The 22370-nt window shown below is 34.2% G+C and carries 54 protein-coding genes; 2 read left to right on the forward strand and 52 right to left on the reverse strand.

Annotated elements, in window-relative coordinates:
• Window positions 1-10: 10 nt before the first annotated feature.
• The 6 genes from B9T62_RS18490 to B9T62_RS18515 all read right to left on the reverse strand — a co-directional run bounded on the left by B9T62_RS18490 (window position 11) and on the right by B9T62_RS18515 (window position 2661).
• On the reverse strand, window positions 11-229 hold the full coding sequence (locus tag B9T62_RS18490; RefSeq protein ID WP_087916617.1) for a hypothetical protein: 219 nt from the start codon (window positions 227-229) through the stop codon (window positions 11-13).
• The gene (locus B9T62_RS18495; RefSeq protein ID WP_087916618.1) at window positions 207-836 is read right to left on the reverse strand and encodes a hypothetical protein; all 630 of its coding nucleotides are present in this window, start codon (window positions 834-836) and stop codon (window positions 207-209) included. Before B9T62_RS18495 ends, B9T62_RS18490 begins: the two co-directional genes overlap by 23 nt.
• Window positions 837-879: 43 nt before the next feature.
• Complete coding sequence (locus tag B9T62_RS18500) at window positions 880-1731, reverse strand: Gabija anti-defense Gad2 family protein (protein WP_087916619.1); 852 nt, start codon at window positions 1729-1731, stop codon at window positions 880-882.
• A gap of 75 nt (window positions 1732-1806) precedes the next feature.
• On the reverse strand, window positions 1807-2082 hold the full coding sequence (locus tag B9T62_RS18505) for a hypothetical protein (RefSeq protein ID WP_087916620.1): 276 nt from the start codon (window positions 2080-2082) through the stop codon (window positions 1807-1809).
• Window positions 2083-2092: 10 nt separating this feature from the next.
• Window positions 2093-2311 carry a hypothetical protein gene (locus tag B9T62_RS18510; protein WP_087916621.1) on the reverse strand — a complete coding sequence of 73 codons (219 nt, stop codon included), beginning with the start codon at window positions 2309-2311 and terminating at the stop codon, window positions 2093-2095.
• A 158-nt stretch (window positions 2312-2469) separates the two neighbouring features.
• Window positions 2470-2661, reverse strand: a complete 192-nt coding sequence (locus tag B9T62_RS18515) for a hypothetical protein (protein WP_087916622.1) — start codon at window positions 2659-2661, stop codon at window positions 2470-2472.
• Window positions 2662-2895: 234 nt separating this feature from the next.
• Here B9T62_RS18515 and B9T62_RS18520 point away from each other — a divergent pair, with 234 nt between their 5' ends.
• Complete coding sequence (locus B9T62_RS18520; protein ID WP_087916623.1) at window positions 2896-3183, forward strand: hypothetical protein; 288 nt, start codon at window positions 2896-2898, stop codon at window positions 3181-3183.
• 135 nt (window positions 3184-3318) lie between these two features.
• On the opposite strand, the gene B9T62_RS18525 is transcribed toward B9T62_RS18520, so the two are convergent.
• The 20 genes from B9T62_RS18525 to B9T62_RS18610 form a co-directional block, all read right to left on the reverse strand.
• Window positions 3319-3549: a hypothetical protein gene (locus B9T62_RS18525; protein ID WP_087916624.1), complete on the reverse strand. Its 231-nt coding sequence runs from the start codon at window positions 3547-3549 to the stop codon at window positions 3319-3321.
• Window positions 3550-3902: 353 nt separating this feature from the next.
• Window positions 3903-4634 carry a DNA polymerase beta superfamily protein gene (locus B9T62_RS18535; RefSeq protein WP_087916626.1) on the reverse strand — a complete coding sequence of 244 codons (732 nt, stop codon included), beginning with the start codon at window positions 4632-4634 and terminating at the stop codon, window positions 3903-3905.
• Window positions 4635-4814, reverse strand: coding sequence for a hypothetical protein (locus B9T62_RS18540; protein WP_087916627.1), 180 nt, complete (start codon window positions 4812-4814; stop codon window positions 4635-4637).
• A gap of 46 nt (window positions 4815-4860) precedes the next feature.
• Complete coding sequence (locus tag B9T62_RS18545; protein WP_087916628.1) at window positions 4861-5202, reverse strand: hypothetical protein; 342 nt, start codon at window positions 5200-5202, stop codon at window positions 4861-4863.
• Between the two features lie 55 nt (window positions 5203-5257).
• On the reverse strand, window positions 5258-5539 hold the full coding sequence (locus tag B9T62_RS18550) for a hypothetical protein (protein ID WP_087916629.1): 282 nt from the start codon (window positions 5537-5539) through the stop codon (window positions 5258-5260).
• 31 nt (window positions 5540-5570) lie between these two features.
• The gene (locus tag B9T62_RS18555) at window positions 5571-5801 is read right to left on the reverse strand and encodes a hypothetical protein (protein WP_087916630.1); all 231 of its coding nucleotides are present in this window, start codon (window positions 5799-5801) and stop codon (window positions 5571-5573) included.
• A gap of 52 nt (window positions 5802-5853) precedes the next feature.
• Window positions 5854-6009, reverse strand: coding sequence for a hypothetical protein (locus tag B9T62_RS39230; protein WP_157793893.1), 156 nt, complete (start codon window positions 6007-6009; stop codon window positions 5854-5856).
• A 19-nt stretch (window positions 6010-6028) separates the two neighbouring features.
• Window positions 6029-6259, reverse strand: a complete 231-nt coding sequence (locus tag B9T62_RS18560) for a hypothetical protein (RefSeq protein ID WP_087916631.1) — start codon at window positions 6257-6259, stop codon at window positions 6029-6031.
• Window positions 6260-6291: 32 nt separating this feature from the next.
• Window positions 6292-6522, reverse strand: a complete 231-nt coding sequence (locus tag B9T62_RS18565; protein ID WP_087916632.1) for a hypothetical protein — start codon at window positions 6520-6522, stop codon at window positions 6292-6294.
• Complete coding sequence (locus B9T62_RS39235; RefSeq protein WP_157793894.1) at window positions 6519-6689, reverse strand: hypothetical protein; 171 nt, start codon at window positions 6687-6689, stop codon at window positions 6519-6521. The genes B9T62_RS18565 and B9T62_RS39235 overlap by 4 nt, the downstream gene beginning before the upstream one ends.
• 38 nt (window positions 6690-6727) lie before the next feature.
• Complete coding sequence (locus B9T62_RS18570; RefSeq protein ID WP_087916633.1) at window positions 6728-6949, reverse strand: hypothetical protein; 222 nt, start codon at window positions 6947-6949, stop codon at window positions 6728-6730.
• Between the two features lie 36 nt (window positions 6950-6985).
• Window positions 6986-7147, reverse strand: a complete 162-nt coding sequence (locus B9T62_RS39240; RefSeq protein ID WP_157793895.1) for a hypothetical protein — start codon at window positions 7145-7147, stop codon at window positions 6986-6988.
• 39 nt (window positions 7148-7186) lie between these two features.
• Window positions 7187-7510 (reverse strand): hypothetical protein, encoded by a 324-nt coding sequence (locus tag B9T62_RS18575; RefSeq protein ID WP_087916634.1) that lies wholly within the window; start codon window positions 7508-7510, stop codon window positions 7187-7189.
• A gap of 18 nt (window positions 7511-7528) precedes the next feature.
• Window positions 7529-8089: a hypothetical protein gene (locus tag B9T62_RS18580; RefSeq protein ID WP_087916635.1), complete on the reverse strand. Its 561-nt coding sequence runs from the start codon at window positions 8087-8089 to the stop codon at window positions 7529-7531.
• Window positions 8090-8123: 34 nt separating this feature from the next.
• Entirely contained in the window at window positions 8124-8942 is an 819-nt protein-coding gene (locus B9T62_RS18585) for a hypothetical protein (protein WP_087916636.1), read from the reverse strand.
• 30 nt (window positions 8943-8972) lie between these two features.
• Complete coding sequence (locus tag B9T62_RS18590) at window positions 8973-9230, reverse strand: hypothetical protein (RefSeq protein WP_087916637.1); 258 nt, start codon at window positions 9228-9230, stop codon at window positions 8973-8975.
• 23 nt (window positions 9231-9253) lie between these two features.
• Window positions 9254-9910 (reverse strand): hypothetical protein, encoded by a 657-nt coding sequence (locus B9T62_RS18595; RefSeq protein WP_087916638.1) that lies wholly within the window; start codon window positions 9908-9910, stop codon window positions 9254-9256.
• Window positions 9911-9962: 52 nt separating this feature from the next.
• Window positions 9963-10400: a hypothetical protein gene (locus tag B9T62_RS18600; protein ID WP_157793897.1), complete on the reverse strand. Its 438-nt coding sequence runs from the start codon at window positions 10398-10400 to the stop codon at window positions 9963-9965.
• Window positions 10401-10502: 102 nt separating this feature from the next.
• The gene (locus tag B9T62_RS18605) at window positions 10503-10880 is read right to left on the reverse strand and encodes a YhjD family protein (RefSeq protein ID WP_087916640.1); all 378 of its coding nucleotides are present in this window, start codon (window positions 10878-10880) and stop codon (window positions 10503-10505) included.
• Between the two features lie 117 nt (window positions 10881-10997).
• Window positions 10998-11300 (reverse strand): hypothetical protein, encoded by a 303-nt coding sequence (locus B9T62_RS18610; protein WP_087916641.1) that lies wholly within the window; start codon window positions 11298-11300, stop codon window positions 10998-11000.
• Between the two features lie 156 nt (window positions 11301-11456).
• On the opposite strand from B9T62_RS18610, the gene B9T62_RS18615 reads away from it, so the two are divergent.
• On the forward strand, window positions 11457-12215 hold the full coding sequence (locus B9T62_RS18615; protein ID WP_157793898.1) for a hypothetical protein: 759 nt from the start codon (window positions 11457-11459) through the stop codon (window positions 12213-12215).
• Between the two features lie 84 nt (window positions 12216-12299).
• On the opposite strand, the gene B9T62_RS18620 is transcribed toward B9T62_RS18615, so the two are convergent.
• From B9T62_RS18620 to B9T62_RS18750, 26 genes are all read right to left on the reverse strand, one after another.
• On the reverse strand, window positions 12300-12485 hold the full coding sequence (locus B9T62_RS18620; protein WP_087916643.1) for a hypothetical protein: 186 nt from the start codon (window positions 12483-12485) through the stop codon (window positions 12300-12302).
• Window positions 12486-12719: 234 nt separating this feature from the next.
• Window positions 12720-12986 (reverse strand): hypothetical protein, encoded by a 267-nt coding sequence (locus B9T62_RS18630; protein WP_087916645.1) that lies wholly within the window; start codon window positions 12984-12986, stop codon window positions 12720-12722.
• Between the two features lie 37 nt (window positions 12987-13023).
• On the reverse strand, window positions 13024-13278 hold the full coding sequence (locus B9T62_RS18635; RefSeq protein WP_087916646.1) for a hypothetical protein: 255 nt from the start codon (window positions 13276-13278) through the stop codon (window positions 13024-13026).
• Window positions 13279-13312: 34 nt separating this feature from the next.
• Window positions 13313-13672: a hypothetical protein gene (locus B9T62_RS18640; RefSeq protein WP_087916647.1), complete on the reverse strand. Its 360-nt coding sequence runs from the start codon at window positions 13670-13672 to the stop codon at window positions 13313-13315.
• A gap of 44 nt (window positions 13673-13716) precedes the next feature.
• On the reverse strand, window positions 13717-14085 hold the full coding sequence (locus B9T62_RS18645; RefSeq protein WP_087916648.1) for a hypothetical protein: 369 nt from the start codon (window positions 14083-14085) through the stop codon (window positions 13717-13719).
• A 2-nt stretch (window positions 14086-14087) separates the two neighbouring features.
• Window positions 14088-14357 (reverse strand): hypothetical protein, encoded by a 270-nt coding sequence (locus B9T62_RS18650; RefSeq protein ID WP_087916649.1) that lies wholly within the window; start codon window positions 14355-14357, stop codon window positions 14088-14090.
• Window positions 14354-14578, reverse strand: coding sequence for a hypothetical protein (locus B9T62_RS18655; protein ID WP_087916650.1), 225 nt, complete (start codon window positions 14576-14578; stop codon window positions 14354-14356). Before B9T62_RS18655 ends, B9T62_RS18650 begins: the two co-directional genes overlap by 4 nt.
• 12 nt (window positions 14579-14590) lie before the next feature.
• Entirely contained in the window at window positions 14591-14824 is a 234-nt protein-coding gene (locus tag B9T62_RS18660) for a hypothetical protein (protein ID WP_157793900.1), read from the reverse strand.
• 38 nt (window positions 14825-14862) lie between these two features.
• The gene (locus B9T62_RS18665) at window positions 14863-15294 is read right to left on the reverse strand and encodes a hypothetical protein (protein ID WP_087916652.1); all 432 of its coding nucleotides are present in this window, start codon (window positions 15292-15294) and stop codon (window positions 14863-14865) included.
• Window positions 15288-15479 (reverse strand): hypothetical protein, encoded by a 192-nt coding sequence (locus tag B9T62_RS18670; RefSeq protein ID WP_157793901.1) that lies wholly within the window; start codon window positions 15477-15479, stop codon window positions 15288-15290. The genes B9T62_RS18665 and B9T62_RS18670 overlap by 7 nt, the downstream gene beginning before the upstream one ends.
• Window positions 15480-15554: 75 nt before the next feature.
• A complete protein-coding gene (locus tag B9T62_RS18675; RefSeq protein WP_087916654.1) occupies window positions 15555-15749 on the reverse strand; it encodes a hypothetical protein in 195 nt (64 codons plus the stop codon).
• 78 nt (window positions 15750-15827) lie between these two features.
• Window positions 15828-16190, reverse strand: coding sequence for a hypothetical protein (locus B9T62_RS18680; RefSeq protein WP_087916655.1), 363 nt, complete (start codon window positions 16188-16190; stop codon window positions 15828-15830).
• Window positions 16191-16222: 32 nt separating this feature from the next.
• A complete protein-coding gene (locus B9T62_RS18685) occupies window positions 16223-16498 on the reverse strand; it encodes a hypothetical protein (RefSeq protein WP_087916656.1) in 276 nt (91 codons plus the stop codon).
• Window positions 16498-16686: a hypothetical protein gene (locus B9T62_RS18690; RefSeq protein ID WP_087916657.1), complete on the reverse strand. Its 189-nt coding sequence runs from the start codon at window positions 16684-16686 to the stop codon at window positions 16498-16500. The genes B9T62_RS18685 and B9T62_RS18690 overlap by 1 nt, the downstream gene beginning before the upstream one ends.
• Before the next feature lie 181 nt (window positions 16687-16867).
• Window positions 16868-17143, reverse strand: coding sequence for a hypothetical protein (locus B9T62_RS18695; RefSeq protein WP_087916658.1), 276 nt, complete (start codon window positions 17141-17143; stop codon window positions 16868-16870).
• A gap of 217 nt (window positions 17144-17360) precedes the next feature.
• Window positions 17361-17810: a macro domain-containing protein gene (locus B9T62_RS18700; RefSeq protein ID WP_087916659.1), complete on the reverse strand. Its 450-nt coding sequence runs from the start codon at window positions 17808-17810 to the stop codon at window positions 17361-17363.
• A complete protein-coding gene (locus B9T62_RS18705; protein WP_157793903.1) occupies window positions 17803-17976 on the reverse strand; it encodes an AbrB/MazE/SpoVT family DNA-binding domain-containing protein in 174 nt (57 codons plus the stop codon). Before B9T62_RS18705 ends, B9T62_RS18700 begins: the two co-directional genes overlap by 8 nt.
• Window positions 17977-18004: 28 nt before the next feature.
• Window positions 18005-18697, reverse strand: a complete 693-nt coding sequence (locus B9T62_RS18710) for a metallophosphoesterase family protein (protein WP_087916661.1) — start codon at window positions 18695-18697, stop codon at window positions 18005-18007.
• A 22-nt stretch (window positions 18698-18719) separates the two neighbouring features.
• A complete protein-coding gene (locus B9T62_RS18715; protein WP_087916662.1) occupies window positions 18720-18905 on the reverse strand; it encodes a hypothetical protein in 186 nt (61 codons plus the stop codon).
• 16 nt (window positions 18906-18921) lie between these two features.
• Window positions 18922-19185, reverse strand: a complete 264-nt coding sequence (locus tag B9T62_RS18720; RefSeq protein WP_087916663.1) for a hypothetical protein — start codon at window positions 19183-19185, stop codon at window positions 18922-18924.
• A 41-nt stretch (window positions 19186-19226) separates the two neighbouring features.
• On the reverse strand, window positions 19227-19439 hold the full coding sequence (locus B9T62_RS18725; protein WP_087916664.1) for a hypothetical protein: 213 nt from the start codon (window positions 19437-19439) through the stop codon (window positions 19227-19229).
• A gap of 27 nt (window positions 19440-19466) precedes the next feature.
• Window positions 19467-19742, reverse strand: a complete 276-nt coding sequence (locus B9T62_RS18730; RefSeq protein ID WP_087916665.1) for a hypothetical protein — start codon at window positions 19740-19742, stop codon at window positions 19467-19469.
• A 96-nt stretch (window positions 19743-19838) separates the two neighbouring features.
• Window positions 19839-20594 (reverse strand): hypothetical protein, encoded by a 756-nt coding sequence (locus B9T62_RS18735; protein ID WP_087916666.1) that lies wholly within the window; start codon window positions 20592-20594, stop codon window positions 19839-19841.
• A 30-nt stretch (window positions 20595-20624) separates the two neighbouring features.
• Complete coding sequence (locus tag B9T62_RS18740; RefSeq protein WP_087916667.1) at window positions 20625-21011, reverse strand: hypothetical protein; 387 nt, start codon at window positions 21009-21011, stop codon at window positions 20625-20627.
• A 274-nt stretch (window positions 21012-21285) separates the two neighbouring features.
• Window positions 21286-21558 carry a hypothetical protein gene (locus tag B9T62_RS39245; RefSeq protein WP_157793904.1) on the reverse strand — a complete coding sequence of 91 codons (273 nt, stop codon included), beginning with the start codon at window positions 21556-21558 and terminating at the stop codon, window positions 21286-21288.
• 239 nt (window positions 21559-21797) lie between these two features.
• Complete coding sequence (locus B9T62_RS18750; protein ID WP_087916669.1) at window positions 21798-22343, reverse strand: 3'-5' exoribonuclease domain-containing protein; 546 nt, start codon at window positions 22341-22343, stop codon at window positions 21798-21800.
• Window positions 22344-22370 lie beyond the last annotated feature (27 nt).

Below are 22370 nucleotides of genomic sequence, written 5' to 3' on the forward strand. Positions count from 1 at the left end.
AATCCCTCCTTTACGTAACTTCATAACCAACAATCAGACATCTAGCAAAGTCCAATGGCTGCAATTCATTAAGGATCTTAAATTCGTCTTTGTAATTTGTACTCATGCAAATACCATTACCAGAAAATCCTTTGCAATGAGATATTAAGTTGAATTGCTTATTCCAATTGTCTATTGGCATTTTATCTAGTGCATCTGCAATTTCCTTAGACACTTTTACTTTGTACAACGATACTCTCCTCCTTATTCAATTTCTGCCCCATGCTCAACAGCAAGTCTCTAAAATGATTAAAATCTCCATAGTTTGAATATCCACTTGAATATGTATAAGTTCTTGGCTTAGTTAGATTATGTCTTTGATATTCTATGTATCTCTTAGCTTCATCTAGAATAAAGAAGAATGCAACTGGTTCATAATCATCCTTAATCCATGTAGCAGCATACCACTCAATACCATACACTTTAAAATAATCATCATAGTTCATAACAAATATTTCATCATCATTTGCTTCAAATGTCTCATACTCCATCTCTCTATAGGGCTTGATTTCAAATGGTGGATTCTCTTCTCTTCGTTCAAACCATTCTTGAACCAATTCTTCTTCAGAATCATACCAATGCTCATAGTCATAATCCGTTGTAAATTTCAGAGGTAACCCATCATAATATTCAACTTGATCTTGATGATATGGAATATATTCTGGTCGATATGTTTGTACTGCGTGAATAGCATTACTGGTGCATACATTATCCTTTGCCCCTGGATATTGCTTTTCAGCAAACAGTTTTAAAAACTGTTCTTGGGGATCTGTTAGCTCAATTTCAATATTTTTCATATTTTCTCCTTTCTTGATAAAACAGAACTTTTACAAACTCACTTCATTCTTCTTCTTCGCTATGTATATATTCACTCATATCTTCTTCATCAAAAACTTTGTCAATAACATCGGTAATCCAATCCATCGGAAAATCAAAGCTAGGCTCAGATTCTTTCTTCTGATTAATTGCTTCAATCACCATTCTGAATAGAGTTAAGTCCACTCCGGTTAACTGATCTTCTAATACTGAAGCATCACTCAGGTCGAGTTTTCCACACTGTAGAATCATTTTGAGATACTGTCCAGCGTTAATCTTCCATCCACGTTCGATAAACTTTCTCGCACGAATAATAGAAGCTAGAGGATATTTAGAACCAACATATTTCAATTCCTTTGTGATTAGCGACTCTAACGCTTTCTGTGGCAAAACAAGCTCATTTTCTTTTGGTTGGTAATAACAAGTGCAATGTACAAAATCATAGTTCTCATGAATCTTATCGGGTTCACCGTAGAATCTTGTAATTAATTGAACATTATCTGATAATGTGATTGCATTGCTAGATAAGAACACTGGCTTAAACCCTTTTATGTATTTATTCTTAGCCATACCGCTGCTTGGGACATAGATACTAATCCTACCGTTTTCAGATTCTTTTACTTCAACTTCAAAAGCGTTTCGGTTTGCCTTGTTAAATTGCCCAACATAATATTCAGCTACCTTCAAACACGATTCTTTATCTGTAAAATAATAATCATAATCATTAGGTTCTTCATCCTGTAGCAATGATACTATTGCTCCACCAGTAATAAATGTTTTAGTATTAATGATTTTAGATATTTCTTCATTATCAATGGATGCAATGAAGTTTCGATGCGCTTCTTGTAATCGTCTTTTAATGCTTTTAATATTCAATATGAACCTCCACTAATATGTATTTGTCCTACAAATCAATCATATCACATTATTTAATTATAGTATATATGTTTACTATATAAATATTTTTAACCAGCATCCACAATCACAGTTTAGATTATGTTCAATCTTTTTCATGTTTGGTACTGGCAATCTAGCTGAAGGAAAACTATATGGCCTATTCGCATATTGTAATCTTCCTTCTTGATATTCTATTTCTTCAAGAATTTCCTTTAGTTCTTTTTCAAGTTTCCGTTTTGACTTAATTGCAATCTCATCTCGGAGTTCAAGCGCTTTTGTCTTTAGTGTTTTTGTGCTAACAAGGTATAACATTTCTCCCCAGACACCCATTATTCACCTCTTACTTTTTCATTTTACTGTTAGAACTGTACCCCAATATCTGTTCCAACACTCCAACAATCATAGCCTTAAACTCTGGAGTCATTGTTTTCACTTTATCAATTTGACTTTCAAGCTTCTTATCAGCAATAATGTCTCTAATATCCTCTATTAATTGTGAATTTTCGTCTTTCTTATCAAACAGAGGATCTTTTTCTAATAGAGTAATTAAATATTTCAAGTTGATAAAACGTAAATGCGCGAAGTATATCTAAAAGTTCTATTGATCCGTCACTTTGTACTGGGACAAGTATGGTTCTTTTCACAGTTAATATTCTCCTCTCTTCGTGAAATCGGGCTTTCATGTGCTTTATTTTTCATCGAATCTTGGTCTGTGCATCAATCGGTTAATTCAAATTCGCCAACAACTTTCACATCTTTCAATTCTGTGTTTGACCTAAGAGATTCGTCTTCTAACATCTCCAAGTCTTCAATATCACAAGGCAATTGCTCTCCAAAACTTTCTTCCCAAACCTCTTTGCTAATCCAAATTTCTCTTTCTAAAGTTACTTTTATAGCTACTCTTTTCATTTAACACCCTCCTCTTACTTTGTAATTTGTGTCTATTGTTCAGTATCTTCGCACTGTGCATTACTTATCGGAAACATTTCTATCAAGAAAAAAACATTAGATGGAAAAATTGTAGACGTTAATGGAACGCCAAAAAGGAAATTCGCTTTATCTGGTCCAATTTTACATATAGTACATAAATGTGTTATATGTATTATATGTATTATTTATAAATGTGTGGAGGGCGATAATGAAATGAGTAAAAAAAGAAGAGTAAATCGACCATATTCAATTTATTCTGTTATAATTGGCGTTTCTGTAGCCTTAATTTTTCTTTTGGATTACTATGCTATAAAAGCTGATCAGTTTGGAGAAGGTATCGGCATTGTTTCTCTCTTTTATATTAGTCCTATAGGATTTGTTTTTGGATTAATGGGTCTTATGAATAAAAAAAATAGATATGTCGCTCTTTTGGGGATAGGAATCAGTTTAGCAGACTTTTTGTTTCCTTTATTCATCATGTGGATTATTCGTGCTCCATAAAATACAATTATACTTCTCCTTTATAAGCATTATTAATTTATAAACATCAATTGAACCTGATGCTTAAGTAGGGCTATATAGTTGTTGTACTGTTTTTTTTGTGTCAGCCATTTCCTTCTAATGCGCTATATGCGTCTACTGCTCAGTATCATTAATCGGCTCTTCCCACAACAAATTAACATTACACAAAGGGCAATTATCAGTCCCAAAAGCTACCTGATGTTTATTATTAAGCAGCTCGCATACAGGACATTCGTATTTAATGTATGGTTGCTCACCTTTGTTTTCATAATGATTTTCAACCGGTTTTACGTATGCGATTCTTTGGTAAGCATATTTTGAATCTGTTACTTTACCATTAAGCATATCCTATCCACCTTTCTTTTCTCAATTTGTGTTTACTACACTTGATCAAATCAAGCTTTCATCAGTCATTGTCCTTTCACATAAAAACTCTATGTTAATTCCTCAACTTTAAATATCTTCTTGTTGCAGTTTATGCAAAATGCCAATTTCCCTGATCTATGCTTTAAATAATCATACACCTCGGTGTTATCAGCCTCGCTTCCATCAAAATTAGTTCTGTAGTGTACTGTTCCAGACACCTGTTCTTTAATATAATATCCCTCGCTAGAATTGCAATGAGGACATTGAGTTATAGGTGCTTTAGATTTTCTCAAATTTCACACTTCCATTTCTTTGTGAAAGTAAACTTTGATCTAAAATGTTTTCAAATGATTCTTAACAAGTTTATGTAAGATTGTTTTTAGTTGATAGTTTGTTTCCTCATTAAAGGGAACTTCATAATACTTCCCCTCCAAGTCTAAAGCGATCTTCTCATTAAAGTCGGCAATTTCTCTAAACTCCTCTAGAGAACACTCGCCACGTTTTATACGAAACATGTGATCTCTGCTGGCCCCTTCATATGTAATTGCACCCTTAAAATCCTTAAATTCCGATACATAAAATTTGATTAAGAATGATAAGAAGTGAAGCGACATCATAGCCTTCTTTGTGTTATATCCATATTTAGCAATCAAATTCCTCTGCAATTCAGAGTTTGGATTCGTAAGGTCTTTCATTTGACCTCTATACATACCATAACAACTATTGAACAGGCTTCTGAGATTGATAGTAGCAATTCTATCTCTGATTTCGAGTAGTTGTTTAGTCTCAAGATAGCCAAATGTATCAACCTCTACTGAGTAAAGCAATTCTAAAAAAGTTAGATTTGAATTGGTAAGCAATTTTTCTAATTTTCTCACATCATGAATTTCAATATCTTCTGCATCTGAAGTTTGAAAGTTCTTATAAAGAGATCCTGAATACAAATCATCAAACGTTGGTAACACAAAGAACTTTACATCTCTGTCTGAATTTTCATCATCTAAGTTTCTATTTCTGCTGCCCGATACAGCCTTAAAAACTGCTTCTCTATTGTGTATCTTCAATTAAAATCTTCTCTCCTCTCTCTCTTTGATAATTTCTTCAGACAATAAAACAGACTCACCTAACTTATCCATACTTTTTCGAATCTGTTCTGCTGTTAAAATTGATCTATTGCATTTAAGAAACCGATATCGGTCTCTCACTTTATTTTTGTAAACTGCAAAATAATCTTTGTCAATCATTTCACATCGCTCCATTTCTACGTAAAAGGAAAAATTGATCAAGAAACTATTCTTCAAACCTTAAAATGTCCAAAGGAACAAGATGTAAGCCCATCCCCGTATCTTCAACAAGAGCAAGTCCTTCGTTTTCATAGATGTAATAAACACTCAAGTTAGAATATGAGGACAGTTGCTCATAGGCATTAGTGTTAACCGCTGTTTGATTGAGTAGTTTATCTGTGGCATACATACTTAATTGCAAGAGTTTACTGTGCAGCATATCTAAATCGTCTATAAATTTCTTATTCTGAATCTCTGCCTGTTCATTGTTACCGATGTCTTCATTTTCGTATTTAGTAGAGAGTGCGGCAATTTCTTGAGCAACCTTAAAAGTGTTTTTGATATCCATGTTTTCTATCTCCTATTCGCTATAAAATGTATTGATTCATCATTTTTAATAACTGTTAACCATGCCCCAATCGTCGCTTTGACTCATTCGGATACTTGCTTTGCAATTCCCTTGTAATCTCTTCCATGGTTGATTGAAGAGCGACATATGCTGCGTCTAAAATTGCTTTTCTCTTCAGTTTCTCTTCATTGGGTAAGTCTACTGCATCTAGGATTAACATATCGTACAGAGCCTGTGGATACTCCTGCAATTGATCATTCCACATTATAAAATCAAGCTCCGCTGCCGTTTCAATTTCATCATTGCCAATGTCTGCTATCATATTTTTAAAGTTCAATATACCTACTCTCCTTTCATTGAAACACTCATCAAAACTTACAATCATTCAAATGATTTACCATATCGTCTAAACGATGATTTACATTCTCTTTGAACGATTCAATAATTTCTTCATCGGTATCACCCTCAAGATCGATTGTAATTTCAGAGGTTTCATATGGGAAAAGCATAGATACGGCCTTTTCTTCTAAACTCACTTCAGTAATTTGTAAATCTCCAACTTCCTTGCACAGTTCCTTTAGTTGCTTTTCGATATTCATTTTCTACTCTCTCTCCATTTCATTATGAAATATTTGTTTTACCAAGATTAATCTAATCTTGTTTGGTAACGACATAGTCCGTAGAAATCCTTTCGCCATTCAAGAGCAAATTCACTCTAATACCAGACCCGCTATAAGATATGTAATCTTCTTCTATTTCAATTGAGAGATTGTTCTTTAAATATTCGGTCAACTCTTGTTCGTTCATTCTGTCACCTCATCTTTTATTAAAATTTGCAATCATTCAAATGATTCACCATGTCATCCAACCGATGATTAACATTTTCTTTGAATGATTCAATGATAACTTCATCTGTGTCTCCTTCAAGATCAATTAGTATTGCGCTCGTTTCATAAGGCAAAAGTACATATACACACTCTTCTTGTAGGTTGATTTCAGTAATTTCAATATCCCCAGATTCTTTTAATAGTTCTTTAAGCTTCTCTTCAATGCTCATCTCTAATTTTCTCCCCTTATGAAATGCCACTTTTATTTAGTCATTCTCTCAACCGACAAGGTGATTTTATCCCCATCTTTCAAATGTCCAAATCCCTTAGATGTTAATATTCTGTCTACTTCTTCAAGAAACATTTCTTGACTATATGATCCATCGTTAATTTGGAACTCCCACTCATCAGTTTCTTCTATGTAAATAACCTCTCCAGTAATTTTGTCCATTTCCCATTCATCTCCATTTTTTTGATAAACTTCACATTTCATCCGATTGTAACTATCCATTCTTCTGTAGAAGCTCTAAAGACTTTGTGAATTACTTTCCTATTATTTAGTTCTTTGCTAATAGAATTAAGCAATTCTTCTTTATAAACCCTTGTAGCACCTTGATTGATTATCTGATCAATACCCTTCTTCCAAGTTATCTTGCCCATCAATTTCACCTCCTGATTTTTTGATCAAAGATTCGTTTTTACTTAAAATCCAGTGATACCGAGTCAAACTTGTTATCAATAAAACTTGGTATAACACTCAAGAACTTATCCCACACCAGTATTGTCAGCTCTAATTTATCGCCAACCTCTCTAACCTCTTTCACAACACCAATTGCTTGTTCTTTGTGTACAAAAGGTTTATTCTCAAACGCTACCAAATCTCCATCTCCGTACTTTGGAATCTCTAAAATCACTTTCATTTCTCGTCATCCTTTCTAAGTGAAAGATTGGTTTTATTAATATCTCCTTGCCTTATTGCGTATGCTCACAGCTAAAAGATAGTTTTCTTCTATTTCTTCGTCCGAGTAGTCACCCTCAAAACTGTAGTTCTCACTTGCAAAAGCGTGTCTAATCATTTCCAACTCTTTCTCAGTAAAATAAATTTGTTTACCAGCCATCTTTCCACCACCCTATGAAAGGCTAATTTCATCTTAGAATTAAACGAACATATTTTCAAATTCACCTTCTGCAAGCCAATATTTAATATACAGTCCTTCGTGTGGACTGTGATATAATAGATAACCATCGTCTCTTTTATATAAATCTATATCAGAATTGCCATAGGCCCAAACACATCTTTCTCTTTCTCCGGCCTTCATTTCTTTCAACTGATCGATATACATGCCCTTGCTCATAATCTTAACCTTTTCTTTGTTACCATCTTCAAGGCCAACCATAATTATAATATCATCGGGGAATTTATCTTGCGTTACACTTTTAATTGTGCAATTTTGATACTCCAGATGTTTAGTATCCAACATAATGTTCGTTGTCTCTCCTTAATCGATCATATTTTCGAAATGTCTAATTGCTTCTTCCGGATTATAACTTTGTTGAATGCAATCTATGTAAGTATCTCTAAATCCTTCGTTCTCACTAACGCCTATAGCATCAAACCATCTTTCAATTATGACCTCATATGCTGAGGCTTTTGCTCGATATTCTGCTGCTTTTCTAATTGCATCTTTAATTTCGTTAGGAACCTTGGCGCCTTCGTCTGTATCATATATGATTCCTTTTATTTCCTTGATTGCTTCATCAAGAGTAATACTTGTTTTCTTGTTCTTCTTTGATCTCAATAAGTGATCAACATCGCAATACATATCAGAATCTATAATATGTGGCTTATTATTGAATCTTGAAAGATACTCCCCAATTGAAAAATCTCCTTCGCCATACCAAAACTTTCTTCTGCCATCCCATTTTATAACATGGGCTATTTTATCCAGATCAAATTCCGAAACAGCGCGCGCCTCATCTTCATTATTAGCTACAACAAGTAACTGTCTTTCTGAATTTTTCGGACGTTTTTCTTCAACAACTAGCCATCCACTCAGCAAACAATTTCACTCCTTTCTGTGTAAAAGACTCACTTCATCTAAAAAAATCTCTAAATGTGTTTCCTATCGTTCCCCAAAAAGAGTGCGGCTCCTTTGCTAATTTAGATACTTTCTTAAGCACGGACTTCAATTCTGCAATTAGTGTCTTCTGCTCTTCAATTAGTTCTAAATTTTCATTATAAATTCGTTCTCCGATTTGATTTATTAGATCAGGTAAGCCAATCCTAATTAAGTCGCTCTTTTTTAAATAAATTGAATACTTGATTTTAGATTCATACAAATACGTAAAGTTGATACCCGCTTCACTCGTTTCTAGCGTTTGGTTCCATTCGTTACGTTTTTCTTCCGACATTAACAATACTGGATTTAATTCATAGTATGAGGCTCTTTCATTATTGTTCTCTTCAAAATCTACTATGGTTCTGTATTGTTCTTTTTTAAGAGCAACTCCCCTCCTCTCCAATACATCAATTACAATATCGCCAGCGCTTTCTGACAATTTAGTAAACTTCCATCCGAATCTTAATGTTCTTTCTTCCAAGTCTACGACTTTTGAAAATAGAGATCTTGATAACTCTAAACTTTCACCGTTCTTTACGAGTTCTCGACAGTACGGCTTTGACTCCCGAGTCTTCGAATCATAGAACTTATCCCAGTTAATCGGTTTATAATTTTCAATTCCTTCTTTGAACTTATTGAAATGAGCAAATAACTCTCTATATTTCTCTCTCAACTTTAGTCTCTCAGTTCTTTCTTTCCCGGATCGAACCCCTAGAGAAAAAGTCACTAAACTCAATCCCAAACTGATTAATGCACTTATTCCTGTTCCATACCAGTCAAAGGAACTACTCACGATCTTTCCTCTTTTCATAAAAGAATTGTTTTATTTTAGCCAGCTTCCATACTCACAATTTCCTTTTACAACTACCCTTTCGTCAATACGATGGACATCAAATTGGGGATTCTCTTTCTGGTATTTAAGAACCTCGTTATAAGTATCCTCAGTTGGAATAATCGAAACACCACCGGCTTTAAACTCAGTACCAATAACAAAATCAAAAGTCAGTGGACGATTATGATGAATTGACCAACAACGTTCTACAACCGATTTTGCCTCAATGCTTAAATCCTTCCATTCCACACAAACATCTCCTTATGAAAGTATTATTTCAACAGCTCATTTATATTGCTTCTAATTTGTTTTTTTACTAATTCTGTAGATGTATCAATGTGTATCCCCACATCACAAATTTTACTCACACCATCTGAATTCCCTGATATCTCATCAAAAATATGAAATATATTATTCAATGCTGTTTCTACGGTGTCTGTATGAATATCGTTAAGTTTGTATTTTTCTACTAACTCTGTGATCATTTCGTCTCTGAAATCATAGGGATAATCTATGAAATACATAAATTCTTTAACGTTAATAGTTCTGTCTTTTGTTATGTACAAAACAGTAGGTTTGAGTTTTCCAGAGCCTAGATCTCTATAAAAAAAGGACGTATATATATTACTTGAATTAATAAACTCTAAGAATTCCGGATTTTGAACTGAAGTTTCAGAGTATAGATCCTTGGCAATGTCTTCAAAATTACTGATTCCGATTATTGCAGGATTATTGTTAATAATAACTTCGAAGTTATTCAGAATACGTGTAAATCCTGCTCCAGTTAACCATCCCAAGGGGTACGGTAGATTCCTTAATTTTTGATAATCATCCATTACTCCATTTTCTTTCCGTCCATTCACAAACATTCTGGTGTCGGTAACTAGAATAGAAAAGTCCCTACCAATGTAACCAATCACAACTGTCATATATTCAACTTCTTTCCCTATGAAAATTGTTGTTTTATTTTATTTAATTCATTCAGTTATAAACCCAAAACTTACGAGTAGATCCAAATGCACCTTTTTCTCTGTATTCAATTTCATTTCGCTCGCAAAATTCTTTGTATATCTGTAATAGTCGTTCGTTTTCCACTGGTTCTTTTCCTAATGTCTTATTGATTATATCGTTTGTTTCGCGTCCATGTTTATTCTCATTGTCTTTATGTCTGACAAAAGAATTTTTCTCATATCCAATAAATCGACTTGGAGAAAAAATATGATCACCATTATTATCGAGAGTTACTACAAAACAAATCCCCTGTACAATATAATCATTGTATTCTTTTCTGTGAGTGTCTAATCTTTTATACACCTCTAATGAATAGATATTTTTATTAATTTGTTCCCAGTTTTCAATTAGTTTCATTGGTTGTTTTGCCCCTCCAATTTCTTCAATAGAATCTATTCTTTTTATCATAACTATTCCACAATTACTATGTATTTTCCTGCTGCCGAATCATCTTCTCTTCACTTATTATATTACTATATTTACTTTATAAAAGCAATCATTATCTTTGCCTCATAGACTTCTCATCTCATTAATATCTATACTCAACAACTCGCATAGCTTCATACTCAAATCTGCTTTCACCCTATCCAGCAGTAGCACCATGCTTCCTGTATATCCTCTGCACAAATATTTAGTTCTGATCTCTACTTTCGTTCTTTTCGTATCAATTACCTTCATTCCCTTATTTCTCATTTGTTTTCTAATTTCTGCTAGTTCCAACGTTAATTTATCCTGCAATTTAACCAAGTGAAACAAAAAGATGTCACCCAATCTAAACTCTGCACCTTTCATCTTGGTTATATTGTCCTCCAATATATCCAGCAAGAATGGTATCTCTAAATACTGTTTAATAAATTCAAGCTCATCTCCGGTCGGATGTTGTTGCATTAACTTCACCTCATAAGAACATTCGTTCTCACATTATATAACATTCAACCCCACAGGTAAAGGCGAAAAGAATCGATCCTTATTTATCAGAAATCGACTCTTAGTTCATTAGAAATGTTATCCACTTTTTTCGTATTCAAACATGCTTCTAGTTGCCTTTGTGAGCAGCATTATCCCCTCTAGCTCTCCGTCTAGATACATTTCAAACTCTTGCCCTAAATATGGCACCAAGAGGATGTGGGCGGGAATGTTGCCATAGTTTCTAACGTGCTGCTCTCCGCTGGGCAATTCAAAACATGTGATAATTTTTGTCTCGCGTTCCGTTGTCTTCATATGTATGCGAAAAACAAAATCAGTCTTCACTGGAAACTCATACTTATTATCTTTACTTTGTCTCTTGCTTTTGCTGATCTTTTTCATCTACATTCTCCTTTATATTGATCGTAAAGCGATACTTTTATGTCGTTTGAGAATCAGTTTCTAGAGTTGGGCATATTTCAATTATTATTCATTTTATATACTATTTTTTTAATAAGTGATAAAATAACTACATTAAATATATGGGGGAATTTGGTAATGGGAAAAAATAAACTAATTGCGACATCTTTTTTAATGTTTGCTTTATTGATAGGATGCTCCAACACAAAACAAGCAACAAATGAAGTGATAATGGACAACGATAGTAGTAGTGAATCTTTCTCAAACGAAAATTCTGTGCGCGCTTCAAAAAACTCTTCAATTGATGTTGAATTAAGTATTAGTGAAGATGTTGGAGCAGACAACACTGTAACGTTTAATGGTGCGACCAATCTTCCAGATGGAATGGAATTAATGCTCAGTCTAAAGAGTGATTCGAGTTTTTATTCTGCGCAAGATAACGTTAGTGTTAAAGATGGATCATTTATAAGCGGTTCATTTTCTAACAATGGTAATGGTCTAGAGTCTGGAGAATACACTTTGGAAGCAACCTCTCCAACAGCAAATGTTCAACCACCCAATGTTAAAGAATTAATTGGTGATAACGGTTCAAACCTCAAAGGGGCCACTGTTAAGTCAGATGCTGTATGGGGAAATACTGTATCAGTCACTAAAAATATTACTGTTGGCTCAACAAGTTCTGTGTATACAAAAGAAGAACTTCAAAGTGATTCAAAGGCCCCTTCAACAAATCCAGAAGATTATGATAGCGATGGACAATTTGTTCCTGAGAATGGGATTAGTGATGAACCGGAAGATTATAATTTTGATGGCGAGTATAAACCTGTTGATGAAATGACACAAGAAGAAATTCAGGCAGAATTAGAAGAAATGTTGGGCGGATCTTTGGGTAATTAAACCAAATCCATATGAAAGAATAGGAATTACTCGCCTCTTTTCTTTCTTATGGATTATTAAAAGCCCAATTTCATCCGATTACTTTTAGTCTTCTGTTATAAAATCTTTACACTCTTTAATTTCATTTGTATTATCAAAATCTCTTCTAACTTCGATATTGCTTGAATTGCAAAATTCTATACAGATATAATCGCCATCTCCAATATCCACATTGCACTCATGTTCGAAATGTTTGCAATTTAAACAAATACTATCAGTGTAAACCTTCATCTTAATTCTCCTTATCCATTAATTCTATTAGCATTTAAATTAAAGAGTGTCTATTCATTACCGCGATTATTAAGAAGATGACCAATGAACCCAAATAGTATTGCTTCAGAGAGATAGTCATCTTATTTAATTTATATAGCCACTTGATATGGTAGAACAGAATTAACATTGAAAATAGCAAGCCCATGGCTATTTGTAAATAGTTGTGCAGCAAATAACTTCCTTCCTTTCTCTCTACTCAAAATTATATATTACTTTTTCAATCCAACGGTTCAATTCATTCAAGGTCTGATTCTTTATTTCATCACATTCTTCATTTTCATCATCATTATAAGAACTATATTGTGCTCCATTTTTCATGTCTAAAATTTGATAATATTGATAATCACAATCATTCACAACTCTCTTTACGTCTTCAATTGTATTAAACGCAGTGACGATATCATTTAATCCGCCCGATGGATAATATGCGTCAAAACCAAAAAGTATATATCTATTCAATTTCAAATCTCCTTTTCTCGATCAAATGTTCATTTTATTAAGAAATAGAAAAGCCAAATTTGTCAGTATAAAGACACGCTAACCACTCTGCACCAATTCGTATTCTCAAGTCCAAGTTTAGTGAATTTGCCAATTTTTCAAGGTCTTCATATTGCTCATATTCTTCAAGATACATATCATAAACTGGTTCACCTTTTCTCCCTGTCCCTGTATGTATTAAGCGATAAACTTCTTCAAATGGCTCAAGTTTTGCCTTTGCGTTTTCACCTATAAATCTCCAGACTGTTTCCACTTTTAACTCATCCTTTCTCTTTAAAAAATGTAATTTATACGTTCATTTCAAATTTCTTTTCACCCAAATAAATAAGGGAAGTAACAGAAGTGCATTGATGCATTAAATTGAAGAATTCATCCCCGTCTAACATATTTTTTTCAACCCACTCACCTTTTGAGATTGGATAGGAATCATACATCTCTCCGAAAAATCCTGCGGTTCCTGCGGGACCAAACTCATCTGCTCCATCATATTTGTCCGACCTAAATCCACCATCATAAAAGAGTATCACTTCTTTGTCTATACATTTATCTTCCAACAGCAACGGCAAACAACGTATTGCAGATGATATAGTGCCCAAATAATACGTTTTTTTATCTGATGGAACCGCCAATGAATATGTATCTCCCATAAAATCTTCCTCATTTCTCCGTAAAGTATGTACTTCATTCAAACTTATTCATTTAGCACTCTTCCGCACATAGGACAGTAATTTATCTTAACACCATGTAATGAGAACTTAGCATTCCAATCTCCAATTTCACTGTCCTCCAGGTAATTGCAACTATTTATAAATACTGAATAGTCTCCCTTACCGCTACTCATTAGGCACTTTCTATCTATCAGGGGTTTTTCAGTGCAATAATAACATATTTCCTTGGTTTTACCTTCTTCAATAAAGCTTAACATATCGTCCATTGCTTGGATTCTTCCTTCGCTCCTAAATGCATCTTCAGACATGATTTGATGATAGTTTAAAATATCGACCACCTCTCTTGCACGTTTCTTATAATCGTTCGCCCAGGCTATTAATTCTTCAATCATTCTCACTCCTCTCCATATGATTTGATCAATTTTTTAGTTGCTTGAATACCCCAATCTAATCTTTCGTTTTCTTTCTGGCACTTTGCTCTCCATTTCTGTAACTCTTTCTTCGTCTTGTCTTCGATACTTATTCCACGCATCGCATCAATAAGGGTCAATTTAATATCTACTCTGTCCTGTTGGTTTACTCCTGGTATGTATAATTCAATGACGGAATTGCACTTATCGATAATTCTTACATTTTTAATTCCCCATTTTCCTAATTCTATCATTGCTCTCCTCCATTATGTTTATCAATTTCAGCAGCCACGTCCAACATCTCTTTAGAAATCTCTCTCAATTTGTCGGCAGTCCTAGCTGTTCCTCCACGACCACCAAAATTCAATCCACTATGTAATATGTATGAATGATTTGACGAATCTTTGTTACCTTCGTTTTTCTTAATTGTTCCAGATACAAAGTTTCCTTTTACGATAATCTCATTGCTAAACAAATTCATCTCTCCTTAGATTACTTCTCCGTCATATGGATTATCCATTTTGGCAATGTAGACTTTCTTTTCTAGATCATACTCCATATAAGCAAATGGATGCTTTTTGTCAGTCTGATAAATTTCCGGTTCAATCGTTAGCTTTGGATTATAATAACAGTCATCGTATACTTCAATATAAACACCAGTTTCCTCTGACAATTGATTTAGTTTATCTAAAAATAATTTATACTTCTCTACAGTTATCATTAACCTTTCATCCTCTCTCTCATGAATTTGCTGTTGCATTAGCACTCTTTAACTTCTACAGAAATGAGTACAAATTTCCCGATGTACTGAGCTAACATGTTTTCAATATTATGTCCTCCAATAGTCAGGTTCTCTGTACTAAGATAGGATATCGTCAATTCTGAATATCCAATCCAATCTACCTGAACATCTAACTCTCCCATTGAACTTAAAATCTGAAAGTTAATTGCCTCATTAAGCGTAAATTCTTTTTCATTTAGGTAAATTTGAATAAAGACTAGAGGTGATGAAAAGTGTTTGAAAATCCCATCACCACCAATTTCTTTTCGGTGATAATCACCTTCATAGTCTGGGAATTCAATATCAGTTAGTTGGTTTGCTATGTATTCACCCAAATTTGTTCCATTGATGCTAATACCATGGTGGTCTTTCTCAATGATTCCACTTATAATTATTTTACCATTTACCATTTTTCAACCTCTTCTTCCGAAACAACACTAAACCCAAAGTTGACAGTACCCATTCTATTAACATAAGCATCTTCATCGGCTTTATAAATGTAATCTTGTCCTCCATATCTAAAAACATCGTCTTTCTTAATATTTTCAGGTTCTATCTTATACCACTCCTGATTTTTCAGCACTTCTATTTCCATTCTCGGCACCTCTCTCATTCTTTATTATTCTTCCTTTTAACTCATCTTACTCATTCGTTAACCACATGAACCTGATCAGGTGTAAACATTGCATAAATTCTCATCCTGTTTTTCTTTATAATCTCCATCTCTTGTCCAAGTAACTTCTTTATGGCTATTGCTTTGATTTTGGAACTTCCATCCCAGTTCATTCATCGTTGCAGCATGGACTAAATAATCTTCGAATGACTCATATTCAAACACTCTAATTTCAAACTTCATTTTTGTCATTTAAACACCTCTCTCATTCTCCTGTTTTCTACCATATTGTCGGTTTTACTTACCAGGGAACCCGATGAAACACGCATTTCATCGTACCAATAGGCCATCTTTAACATCCATTCCATTACCATCAATAATTCGTCCTTCCCCGTCAGTGATTTTAAAACCTGCCTCTTCAAATAATTCTGTTAATTCATCTTCAGTTATATTATTTAAAATTTTTTCAGCTCTTTCATATGGTGAATTCATAGTATCCTCCTGCCATGGTTCCCACACATACAACCCATGACCGTCACCCACCATTTTATATAAATCCGAACTGTGATCTCCTGAGAATCGTTCATTCAAAAAATCAACGATAGCCTCTCCATAATATTCGTTCACGTTCTCACAAACCAACTTGTCGTCAACAGACTCTCTATCATAATTACCTACATTAATAATCTTCACTCTTCATTCCTCTCCTTTCTTTTCTAAATTCATTAAAGTAATCCAATCAACTCTAACTTGATTATATTTTTAGTTTCATCATCCGCAATGTTATAGTATTCCTTTAATTCCTTAACCTTATGTATCGCGTCCCATTTTTGAATATCTTTATTAATATTACTCAGTCTATTTGCAGCATTCTCAACATCCTCGATAGTAGTCCTGCTTCGGATAGTAAATTTGTTAAGATAGGACCCATCTCCATTGAGAGTTCTCATCTTCATCATTAAAATGATCTTCTCTAATTCATATGGATTAGGTTGTTTCATTATTTCACACCTCCATGAATAACGTTAGTCAGCTTCTTAGTTCCAGTACCAAAATACTCTCCAGCACTTTTAAACTCTGTGTATGTAACTGGATCAAATCCTTGTGATCGTGCATGATTGCAATAGCGACCATACTTCTCTTGTGCGAAATAGCGTTTGTCTTCTTTCATTTCCCGATATGTAATCATTTGTTTAACCCATCCTTCCTGAACAACCCTACTCGATAAAACATAGAACTGTCACCGTGCATTATAATTGCACCATGTGTAACATTGCATTTTGGGCAACTCAAATGTGTAACTCTTTTGTATAAACGAACATGTCGCCAATCTTAAATATCCGTTTCTAAATCATAACAATTACAAGTCACTATGTAGCCCATTTCAACCCTCTTCCCCAACACCTCATTACTGGATTCACAATGATCATCTCTTTGATATCAACATCATACACGGGAGGCTCCCCATATGATCCTTCACTCATACACACAAAATCTCCGGCCTCAATTAATACATTTATGTATTTTGCACCAAAATCTTTTTCTGTGAAATGAACCCTATATTTATAGTCATTCGGATACTTTAAGTGTGATGGATGTAAAACTTCAGGATAACTCACCTGAATTTTTCCATAATCATAATTCAATCCCACTTCCCCCTCTTGTCTGTTCTTACATTATCGTAATTAATGGCCCAATGCTCACAAAGTCTTCGATCTATCTTATTTCTCATACGATTATTTTTAGTCTTAAACATCAAGTAAATTAGCTGCTGCTCTTTTTTATAACTTAACTTGCAGCACTTTCTCAATCTTTTAGGCAACTTTTGACACTGTTGATTTGTTAACTGTATTCTGATCACCTCTAATTAAATTTATACAATGTGACTTCATAATCCTCAAATACTTCATCAATCATCTTATAAACTTCGTTCCAATCAGCCCCACCACGATCTGAACCCATTTTAAAAGGTAGCGCTACTGTAAGTTTTTTCGATTTTGAATAATCCCTTAACTTGTATAGTGCAACCTCTAATGCTAATAAATTCGTATGTTGTTTATCTCTTCCGAATCCATGTTGTCCAAAAAGATTAGCAACACTCTTCATGTCACAGGATATGATTTGACACTCACCAAGTAAGCCTGTAGCATATTTACCTTCTAGACACCTAAGACCATATCCAGCAAATACATGAGGATATCTATTCTTGATTTGGAGAGCCAAACCTGATCCCATCATGCCCTTACAATTTACTTGGTGGCCTATAATGTCTTCAGTTGCATCAAGCAGATTGCCTTCTATAATCTTAATCATCCAATTCATCCACCCTATGTTTTCTTATTTTCACCACATCTTCTTCATAGTCATACCAAATATCAAGTACGTCTCCCCCACCAACATCCAGAAGTTTTCTTAATTCTTTTGGTATCACGACTCTACCTAAATCATCTAATCTTCTTACTGCTTTGCTACTTATCACAATTATCCCTCCTCATGAAACGTGCCTTTTACAGAATTTTGATCTTATCGTTGTACAACAACCTTTGATTATCTGGCAGTTCATCATCATGATGAAAATGTCCAAAGAACCATTTTTCATATTCCAATTTGGACTTAATCACGTTAAAGTATTTATGCATCTGGTCAAGTTCAACGTTGGTGTTGTATCGCTGTATAATCCACGTCAGAGCATCATGAGAACATGTGTGAGTCAAGACATAATCGACAACCCAATGATTCTTATCCAAGTTTCTAATACCTTCTTGATATTCCTCAGAGCTAGGCATTTCACGTTCCCACCAAGATACATCAACCTTGCGATACTCTTTGTCATGTGAAGCAGACCCACCAAATGTGAAGAATTTCTTTCCTTCGATTTCGAATACTTGACCTCGCATTAAATGGATTATACTCGGCGTAATATGATGGACGTTACCACCATTCCATTCTGATACAGGATAAGATTCCAGGAGATTAAAATTCTCATGATTCCCATCAATAAAAAGCGTAGTCCAAGGTTTATTTGTGAGCCACTTCAGCCAGAAACGATCTTCAGCGTCATCAGCCCATAGCAAGCCAAAGTCACCAACAATAATGATATAATCCTGTTTGGTTAGAGTCTTGCCTTGAGGGAAGTTCTTTGTGTTAAATCGACTACCTACACTTACTGAACCGTGAATGTCTCCTGTTATGTAGATCATACTTTAGGTCTCCCCTTCACCATTAAACTTTGTCGAATAACTTCATAAACTCGTCTTTCTTTGACGTTGCATCAATGGTCAACTTTGCAATTTCAGAATTCCTTCCCCATGATGATAATACGGTTGTCATAGCACTTATCTCTTTATCTACCTGCTTATCAAACATGTCAATGATTTTCTTGTATTGTGTCTCAGATATCTTTCTCAACTTATCATCACTCCTCTTAGATTGTTATTTCTCTTGCATAGATAAGTTCATCTTCTGTTGGATAATCATTTATTATATTTTGATATCCCCAAATCAACTCATGAAATATATCTTCATCTTTCTTCTTCAGTTCTTCAACTAATTTCAAATATCCATCCACTTCACAGCGAGTAATTTTGGTTGATAATTCAATCTGCTTTGTTGGTATACAATCAAGTTCTTGGTAACTGTACTTGCATACTTCTGATTTGTCGCACCATTCACATGAACAGTCTGCCATATAAATTCTCCTTTCGCATCATAAAATAGACCTTTTATGTTCTAGCCTTCATGCACTTCAATTCTGCTCATATACAGTCCACAGAGTAATTCAAAGTTTTGTTCAGATTCTGAGTCTAAAAACACTTCATCTTTTTTTAAATCTGCCATTGCTTTATCGAACACCGTTTTCGCAGTTCTTTCTTCCATGTAATGTCCATGACTTTTTTCTGCTTTACTCCACTCATCATATTCATGAACGTGCCAAATCTCCATTGCATATCTCCCTTCTAAATGAAAGAACTATTTCAAGTTATCACAATGATTATCTTTATCCGTTCTAAGTAGAATCTCCAATGTCTTCTGAATTTTTTGTAAAGTGTTTTTAATATTGTCTTTTCTGTTTTCTTCATTAAATGTAATCGATAACTGAACATCAATTACCATTTTGTCGTTTCCAATGTCAATCTTTTTATAATCAAAGCCAAACGTCTCATGTGTATTATTCTCTGCTAGTATTTCATCATAAATTCGCTTACTCCAATATTCTCTACTCATTTCTTTTTCTGCTTTATCCATGCGTATTATCCCCCTCTATAAACTCATAGGTGGTATATAACCACTACAGTCATTATACCACCCATAAATTAATATGTATATGTTTACTTTATAAGATTACTCTGTGATTTTCCAATCGTATTTCTCTCCCTGTTTGCTCAATTGAATTGCAGTAACTTCTCTTTCTTGATCATCTTTATAAACCACTTTACCATTTTTATCTTCCGAAATGAACAGATTCTTTTTAAGTTCTCCCCAGGCAACCTTAATGTCTCGCTTGATGAATTTTGACTCGTATTCACCGTATAAAGTAAATAAATCAGATAGTTTGATTCCAGACTTATCACTCGCTTTAATATTATCTATAAGGTCTTCAAGATCTGAAACAGGAATGTCTTCAGAGTAGTTAGTATTCACCCATTGAACTAATTGTTCCTCATCTTTGGTAATCTCGGGCTGCTGAGTACGACAAGTAAGATTTCGGTATGGTAATTTAATGGTCTGGCTAAGTTTCTTTTCTTTCTTACCTTTTGCAACCAATTCTTTATTTTCTTCTTTTTCAGATCGAACCAATTTTTCATGCCACAAATGAAGATGTGTTTTAAAAAATGTAATTCCATTAACATCATTTCTTGTTGAGTTTTCTTTCCACACTTTCAACTTTTCAATCTTAGCTTCCAAAGCAGCAATATTATTATCTGCAATGGCCTCAATACTGGAAATTTTAACTTCTTTTTCGTGAATCATTCCATCGGCCCATACAGCTCCAGATAAATCTTTCACACTCCATGATTCATCTTGCATGTAATGTACCGTTTCGTCCTGATCCTCAATTAACTCTTCTGCTTCATTCTGATAATTGTATGCTGTCATTATTAAATTTCTCCCTTAATATATGTATTTTTACTTATTAAACTTAATATTATTTTCTTGCATGAAGTCCTCTAGAATTGTTCTTTGATCATTTGTTAATTCCAATTCATATGTATAAATCGTTCTATCTTTTGGCAATGGTTTGTTGATTTCATTGTATTCAACAGTATTAATCCCATCGACCCAATATAGTCTGTCTCCGATATCTTGTTTGGCACTTCCTATTTCTGCTTGAATTTCAACATCATAGAACTTGTCTCCGATCTTACAAATCAAACTCACTTCGTCCTCGTAGTATCCTTGACCACAATTGAAGAATTCGCGCCCGCAATCTTCGAAATATTCTACAATTTCACTTTTATCAGTTAGATATTTCGACTCGTATACGTCATAATCTTCTTGTAAGTACTTTTCCATCGTTTTTCTCCCTTAATATGTATTGTTATTACCGTGAAACCTATCATTTATCTAATTCCTTTGATCTCTCACATATTTATGTATATCAACCAACTCCCTAAATTTCCTCTTGTTCATCATTTCATCAATCTCATCCATCATCTGATACATGGACTCCTGGAAGTCTTTCCGTAGAGATGACGGACAATCCAATTCATTTGGAGCTGCTGCCTCATGACCTTCTTGGCTTTCATGGCAACACGACTCAAACGCATTCCACAGACAGTGTGTATTGTTACACTTCATCATTCTCCACCTTTCTACGTCCGTGCCTTCCTGCCGCCAAATCGTCTAGCATTGCACTGGAAGCATATCCATTAGCAGTTCTCCAGAAAATTATATCGGCAGTTGGATAAACACCGTTGCCACAATTAGGGCAACATCTCTTTGGATTAGTCTTTTTAAACTTCACAACCCTTGGTTTGTTTCCCTTCCATCCACAATTACACATCAATCTAATTGGTTCTGGCTGGTTGTGATATTTCTTAAATAGTTCTCCTGATACCATTAACTACACCTCTCATATCCTTTTAAAAGTTATATTTCACCATACTATTAGTACCAATCTGGAGCATATCGTTCACTTGCCTCTTTTATCTTTACTTTTTCTTCTAAACATTTTTCACAGAAATATGTATCGACTCTTTTAAAGTAATCAGTCCAGCCGTTTGATTGTCTTGTTTTTTTAGTATCTAAATGAATAAATTTATGTTCACAACTCAGAACTTTCACCTCTTTTTTATCAAATTACAATTTGATTAACCTTTCATAACAAGCTTTGATTACTTTTGCGTCATGTAATGCATTATGTTTTACACCATTCATTCCTGCAAACATTTCACGATTTATATCTGGATCAATACCTTTAATCTTCATCAATGTACAGATGTCAAAGGGAATGTAATACACCTTTGATGGTATTCTAAATGCATGTCCCCATAATTGGTTAAACAGAACCCAATCATAGGATAAACAATCGGACCACATTTCCACCTTCTGAGTAGAACCAACAAGTGAGTCTAACCAGTGATGAAGCTTTGTCTGTATGAAGAATGTGTCTCCTTTGTATTGCAAGTGTTCACGGTCATGGACTTCAATAGCATATGCTTTATCATTCATCAGAAGATTATCAATGACGTTTTCTAATAGCCATGTGTCACCCTTCGCTTGATTTTGATCATAATCTGTAAATTCCGCATAAAACGTTTTTCCATCCTCTGTAATCAATCCGATGCTGATTAGTGTAGTATTCTGGTGTAATCCGGTGAACTCAGTGTCAAAAAACACTTTCATAATACTCTCCTTTTTATGAAATCACGT

Origin of the sequence: Paenibacillus donghaensis, assembly GCF_002192415.1 — a bacterium.
GTDB classification, from domain to species: Bacteria; Bacillota; Bacilli; order Paenibacillales; family Paenibacillaceae; genus Paenibacillus_AQ; species Paenibacillus_AQ donghaensis.

Excerpts from the sequence above, each read along its gene's own strand:
- B9T62_RS18645 (WP_087916648.1), bottom strand. The coding sequence starts at position 14,085 with ATGATTGAAGAATTAATAGCCTGGGCGAACGATTATAAGAAACGTGCA.
- B9T62_RS18725 (WP_087916664.1), bottom strand. The coding sequence starts at position 19,439 with ATGGAGATTTGGCACGTTCATGAATATGATGAGTGGAGTAAAGCAGAA.
- B9T62_RS18700 (WP_087916659.1), bottom strand. The coding sequence starts at position 17,810 with ATGATTAAGATTATAGAAGGCAATCTGCTTGATGCAACTGAAGACATT.
- B9T62_RS18685 (WP_087916656.1), bottom strand. The coding sequence starts at position 16,498 with ATGAAACAACCTAATCCATATGAATTAGAGAAGATCATTTTAATGATG.
- B9T62_RS18690 (WP_087916657.1), bottom strand. The coding sequence starts at position 16,686 with ATGATTACATATCGGGAAATGAAAGAAGACAAACGCTATTTCGCACAA.
- B9T62_RS18750 (WP_087916669.1), bottom strand. The coding sequence starts at position 22,343 with ATGAAAGTGTTTTTTGACACTGAGTTCACCGGATTACACCAGAATACT.
- B9T62_RS39235 (WP_157793894.1), bottom strand. The coding sequence starts at position 6,689 with ATGGGCAAGATAACTTGGAAGAAGGGTATTGATCAGATAATCAATCAA.
- B9T62_RS18520 (WP_087916623.1), top strand. The coding sequence starts at position 2,896 with ATGAGTAAAAAAAGAAGAGTAAATCGACCATATTCAATTTATTCTGTT.
- B9T62_RS18555 (WP_087916630.1), bottom strand. The coding sequence starts at position 5,801 with ATGAATATCGAAAAGCAACTAAAGGAACTGTGCAAGGAAGTTGGAGAT.
- B9T62_RS39245 (WP_157793904.1), bottom strand. The coding sequence starts at position 21,558 with ATGGTATCAGGAGAACTATTTAAGAAATATCACAACCAGCCAGAACCA.
- B9T62_RS18570 (WP_087916633.1), bottom strand. The coding sequence starts at position 6,949 with ATGAAAGTGATTTTAGAGATTCCAAAGTACGGAGATGGAGATTTGGTA.
- B9T62_RS18605 (WP_087916640.1), bottom strand. The coding sequence starts at position 10,880 with ATGCAACAACATCCGACCGGAGATGAGCTTGAATTTATTAAACAGTAT.
- B9T62_RS18650 (WP_087916649.1), bottom strand. The coding sequence starts at position 14,357 with ATGATAGAATTAGGAAAATGGGGAATTAAAAATGTAAGAATTATCGAT.
- B9T62_RS18615 (WP_157793898.1), top strand. The coding sequence starts at position 11,457 with ATGGGAAAAAATAAACTAATTGCGACATCTTTTTTAATGTTTGCTTTA.
- B9T62_RS18545 (WP_087916628.1), bottom strand. The coding sequence starts at position 5,202 with ATGGATATCAAAAACACTTTTAAGGTTGCTCAAGAAATTGCCGCACTC.
- B9T62_RS18740 (WP_087916667.1), bottom strand. The coding sequence starts at position 21,011 with ATGGAAAAGTACTTACAAGAAGATTATGACGTATACGAGTCGAAATAT.
- B9T62_RS18660 (WP_157793900.1), bottom strand. The coding sequence starts at position 14,824 with ATGATAACTGTAGAGAAGTATAAATTATTTTTAGATAAACTAAATCAA.
- B9T62_RS18670 (WP_157793901.1), bottom strand. The coding sequence starts at position 15,479 with ATGGAAATAGAAGTGCTGAAAAATCAGGAGTGGTATAAGATAGAACCT.
- B9T62_RS18575 (WP_087916634.1), bottom strand. The coding sequence starts at position 7,510 with ATGTTGGATACTAAACATCTGGAGTATCAAAATTGCACAATTAAAAGT.
- B9T62_RS39230 (WP_157793893.1), bottom strand. The coding sequence starts at position 6,009 with ATGAACGAACAAGAGTTGACCGAATATTTAAAGAACAATCTCTCAATT.
- B9T62_RS18595 (WP_087916638.1), bottom strand. The coding sequence starts at position 9,910 with ATGACAGTTGTGATTGGTTACATTGGTAGGGACTTTTCTATTCTAGTT.
- B9T62_RS18675 (WP_087916654.1), bottom strand. The coding sequence starts at position 15,749 with ATGACAAAAATGAAGTTTGAAATTAGAGTGTTTGAATATGAGTCATTC.
- B9T62_RS18735 (WP_087916666.1), bottom strand. The coding sequence starts at position 20,594 with ATGACAGCATACAATTATCAGAATGAAGCAGAAGAGTTAATTGAGGAT.
- B9T62_RS39240 (WP_157793895.1), bottom strand. The coding sequence starts at position 7,147 with ATGGCTGGTAAACAAATTTATTTTACTGAGAAAGAGTTGGAAATGATT.
- B9T62_RS18640 (WP_087916647.1), bottom strand. The coding sequence starts at position 13,672 with ATGGGAGATACATATTCATTGGCGGTTCCATCAGATAAAAAAACGTAT.
- B9T62_RS18665 (WP_087916652.1), bottom strand. The coding sequence starts at position 15,294 with ATGGTAAATGGTAAAATAATTATAAGTGGAATCATTGAGAAAGACCAC.
- B9T62_RS18565 (WP_087916632.1), bottom strand. The coding sequence starts at position 6,522 with ATGAAATGTGAAGTTTATCAAAAAAATGGAGATGAATGGGAAATGGAC.
- B9T62_RS18620 (WP_087916643.1), bottom strand. The coding sequence starts at position 12,485 with ATGAAGGTTTACACTGATAGTATTTGTTTAAATTGCAAACATTTCGAA.
- B9T62_RS18495 (WP_087916618.1), bottom strand. The coding sequence starts at position 836 with ATGAAAAATATTGAAATTGAGCTAACAGATCCCCAAGAACAGTTTTTA.
- B9T62_RS18730 (WP_087916665.1), bottom strand. The coding sequence starts at position 19,742 with ATGGATAAAGCAGAAAAAGAAATGAGTAGAGAATATTGGAGTAAGCGA.
- B9T62_RS18560 (WP_087916631.1), bottom strand. The coding sequence starts at position 6,259 with ATGAGCATTGAAGAGAAGCTTAAAGAACTATTAAAAGAATCTGGGGAT.
- B9T62_RS18525 (WP_087916624.1), bottom strand. The coding sequence starts at position 3,549 with ATGCTTAATGGTAAAGTAACAGATTCAAAATATGCTTACCAAAGAATC.
- B9T62_RS18710 (WP_087916661.1), bottom strand. The coding sequence starts at position 18,697 with ATGATCTACATAACAGGAGACATTCACGGTTCAGTAAGTGTAGGTAGT.
- B9T62_RS18540 (WP_087916627.1), bottom strand. The coding sequence starts at position 4,814 with ATGATTGACAAAGATTATTTTGCAGTTTACAAAAATAAAGTGAGAGAC.
- B9T62_RS18720 (WP_087916663.1), bottom strand. The coding sequence starts at position 19,185 with ATGGCAGACTGTTCATGTGAATGGTGCGACAAATCAGAAGTATGCAAG.
- B9T62_RS18505 (WP_087916620.1), bottom strand. The coding sequence starts at position 2,082 with ATGGGTGTCTGGGGAGAAATGTTATACCTTGTTAGCACAAAAACACTA.
- B9T62_RS18600 (WP_157793897.1), bottom strand. The coding sequence starts at position 10,400 with ATGATAAAAAGAATAGATTCTATTGAAGAAATTGGAGGGGCAAAACAA.
- B9T62_RS18610 (WP_087916641.1), bottom strand. The coding sequence starts at position 11,300 with ATGAAAAAGATCAGCAAAAGCAAGAGACAAAGTAAAGATAATAAGTAT.
- B9T62_RS18515 (WP_087916622.1), bottom strand. The coding sequence starts at position 2,661 with ATGAAAAGAGTAGCTATAAAAGTAACTTTAGAAAGAGAAATTTGGATT.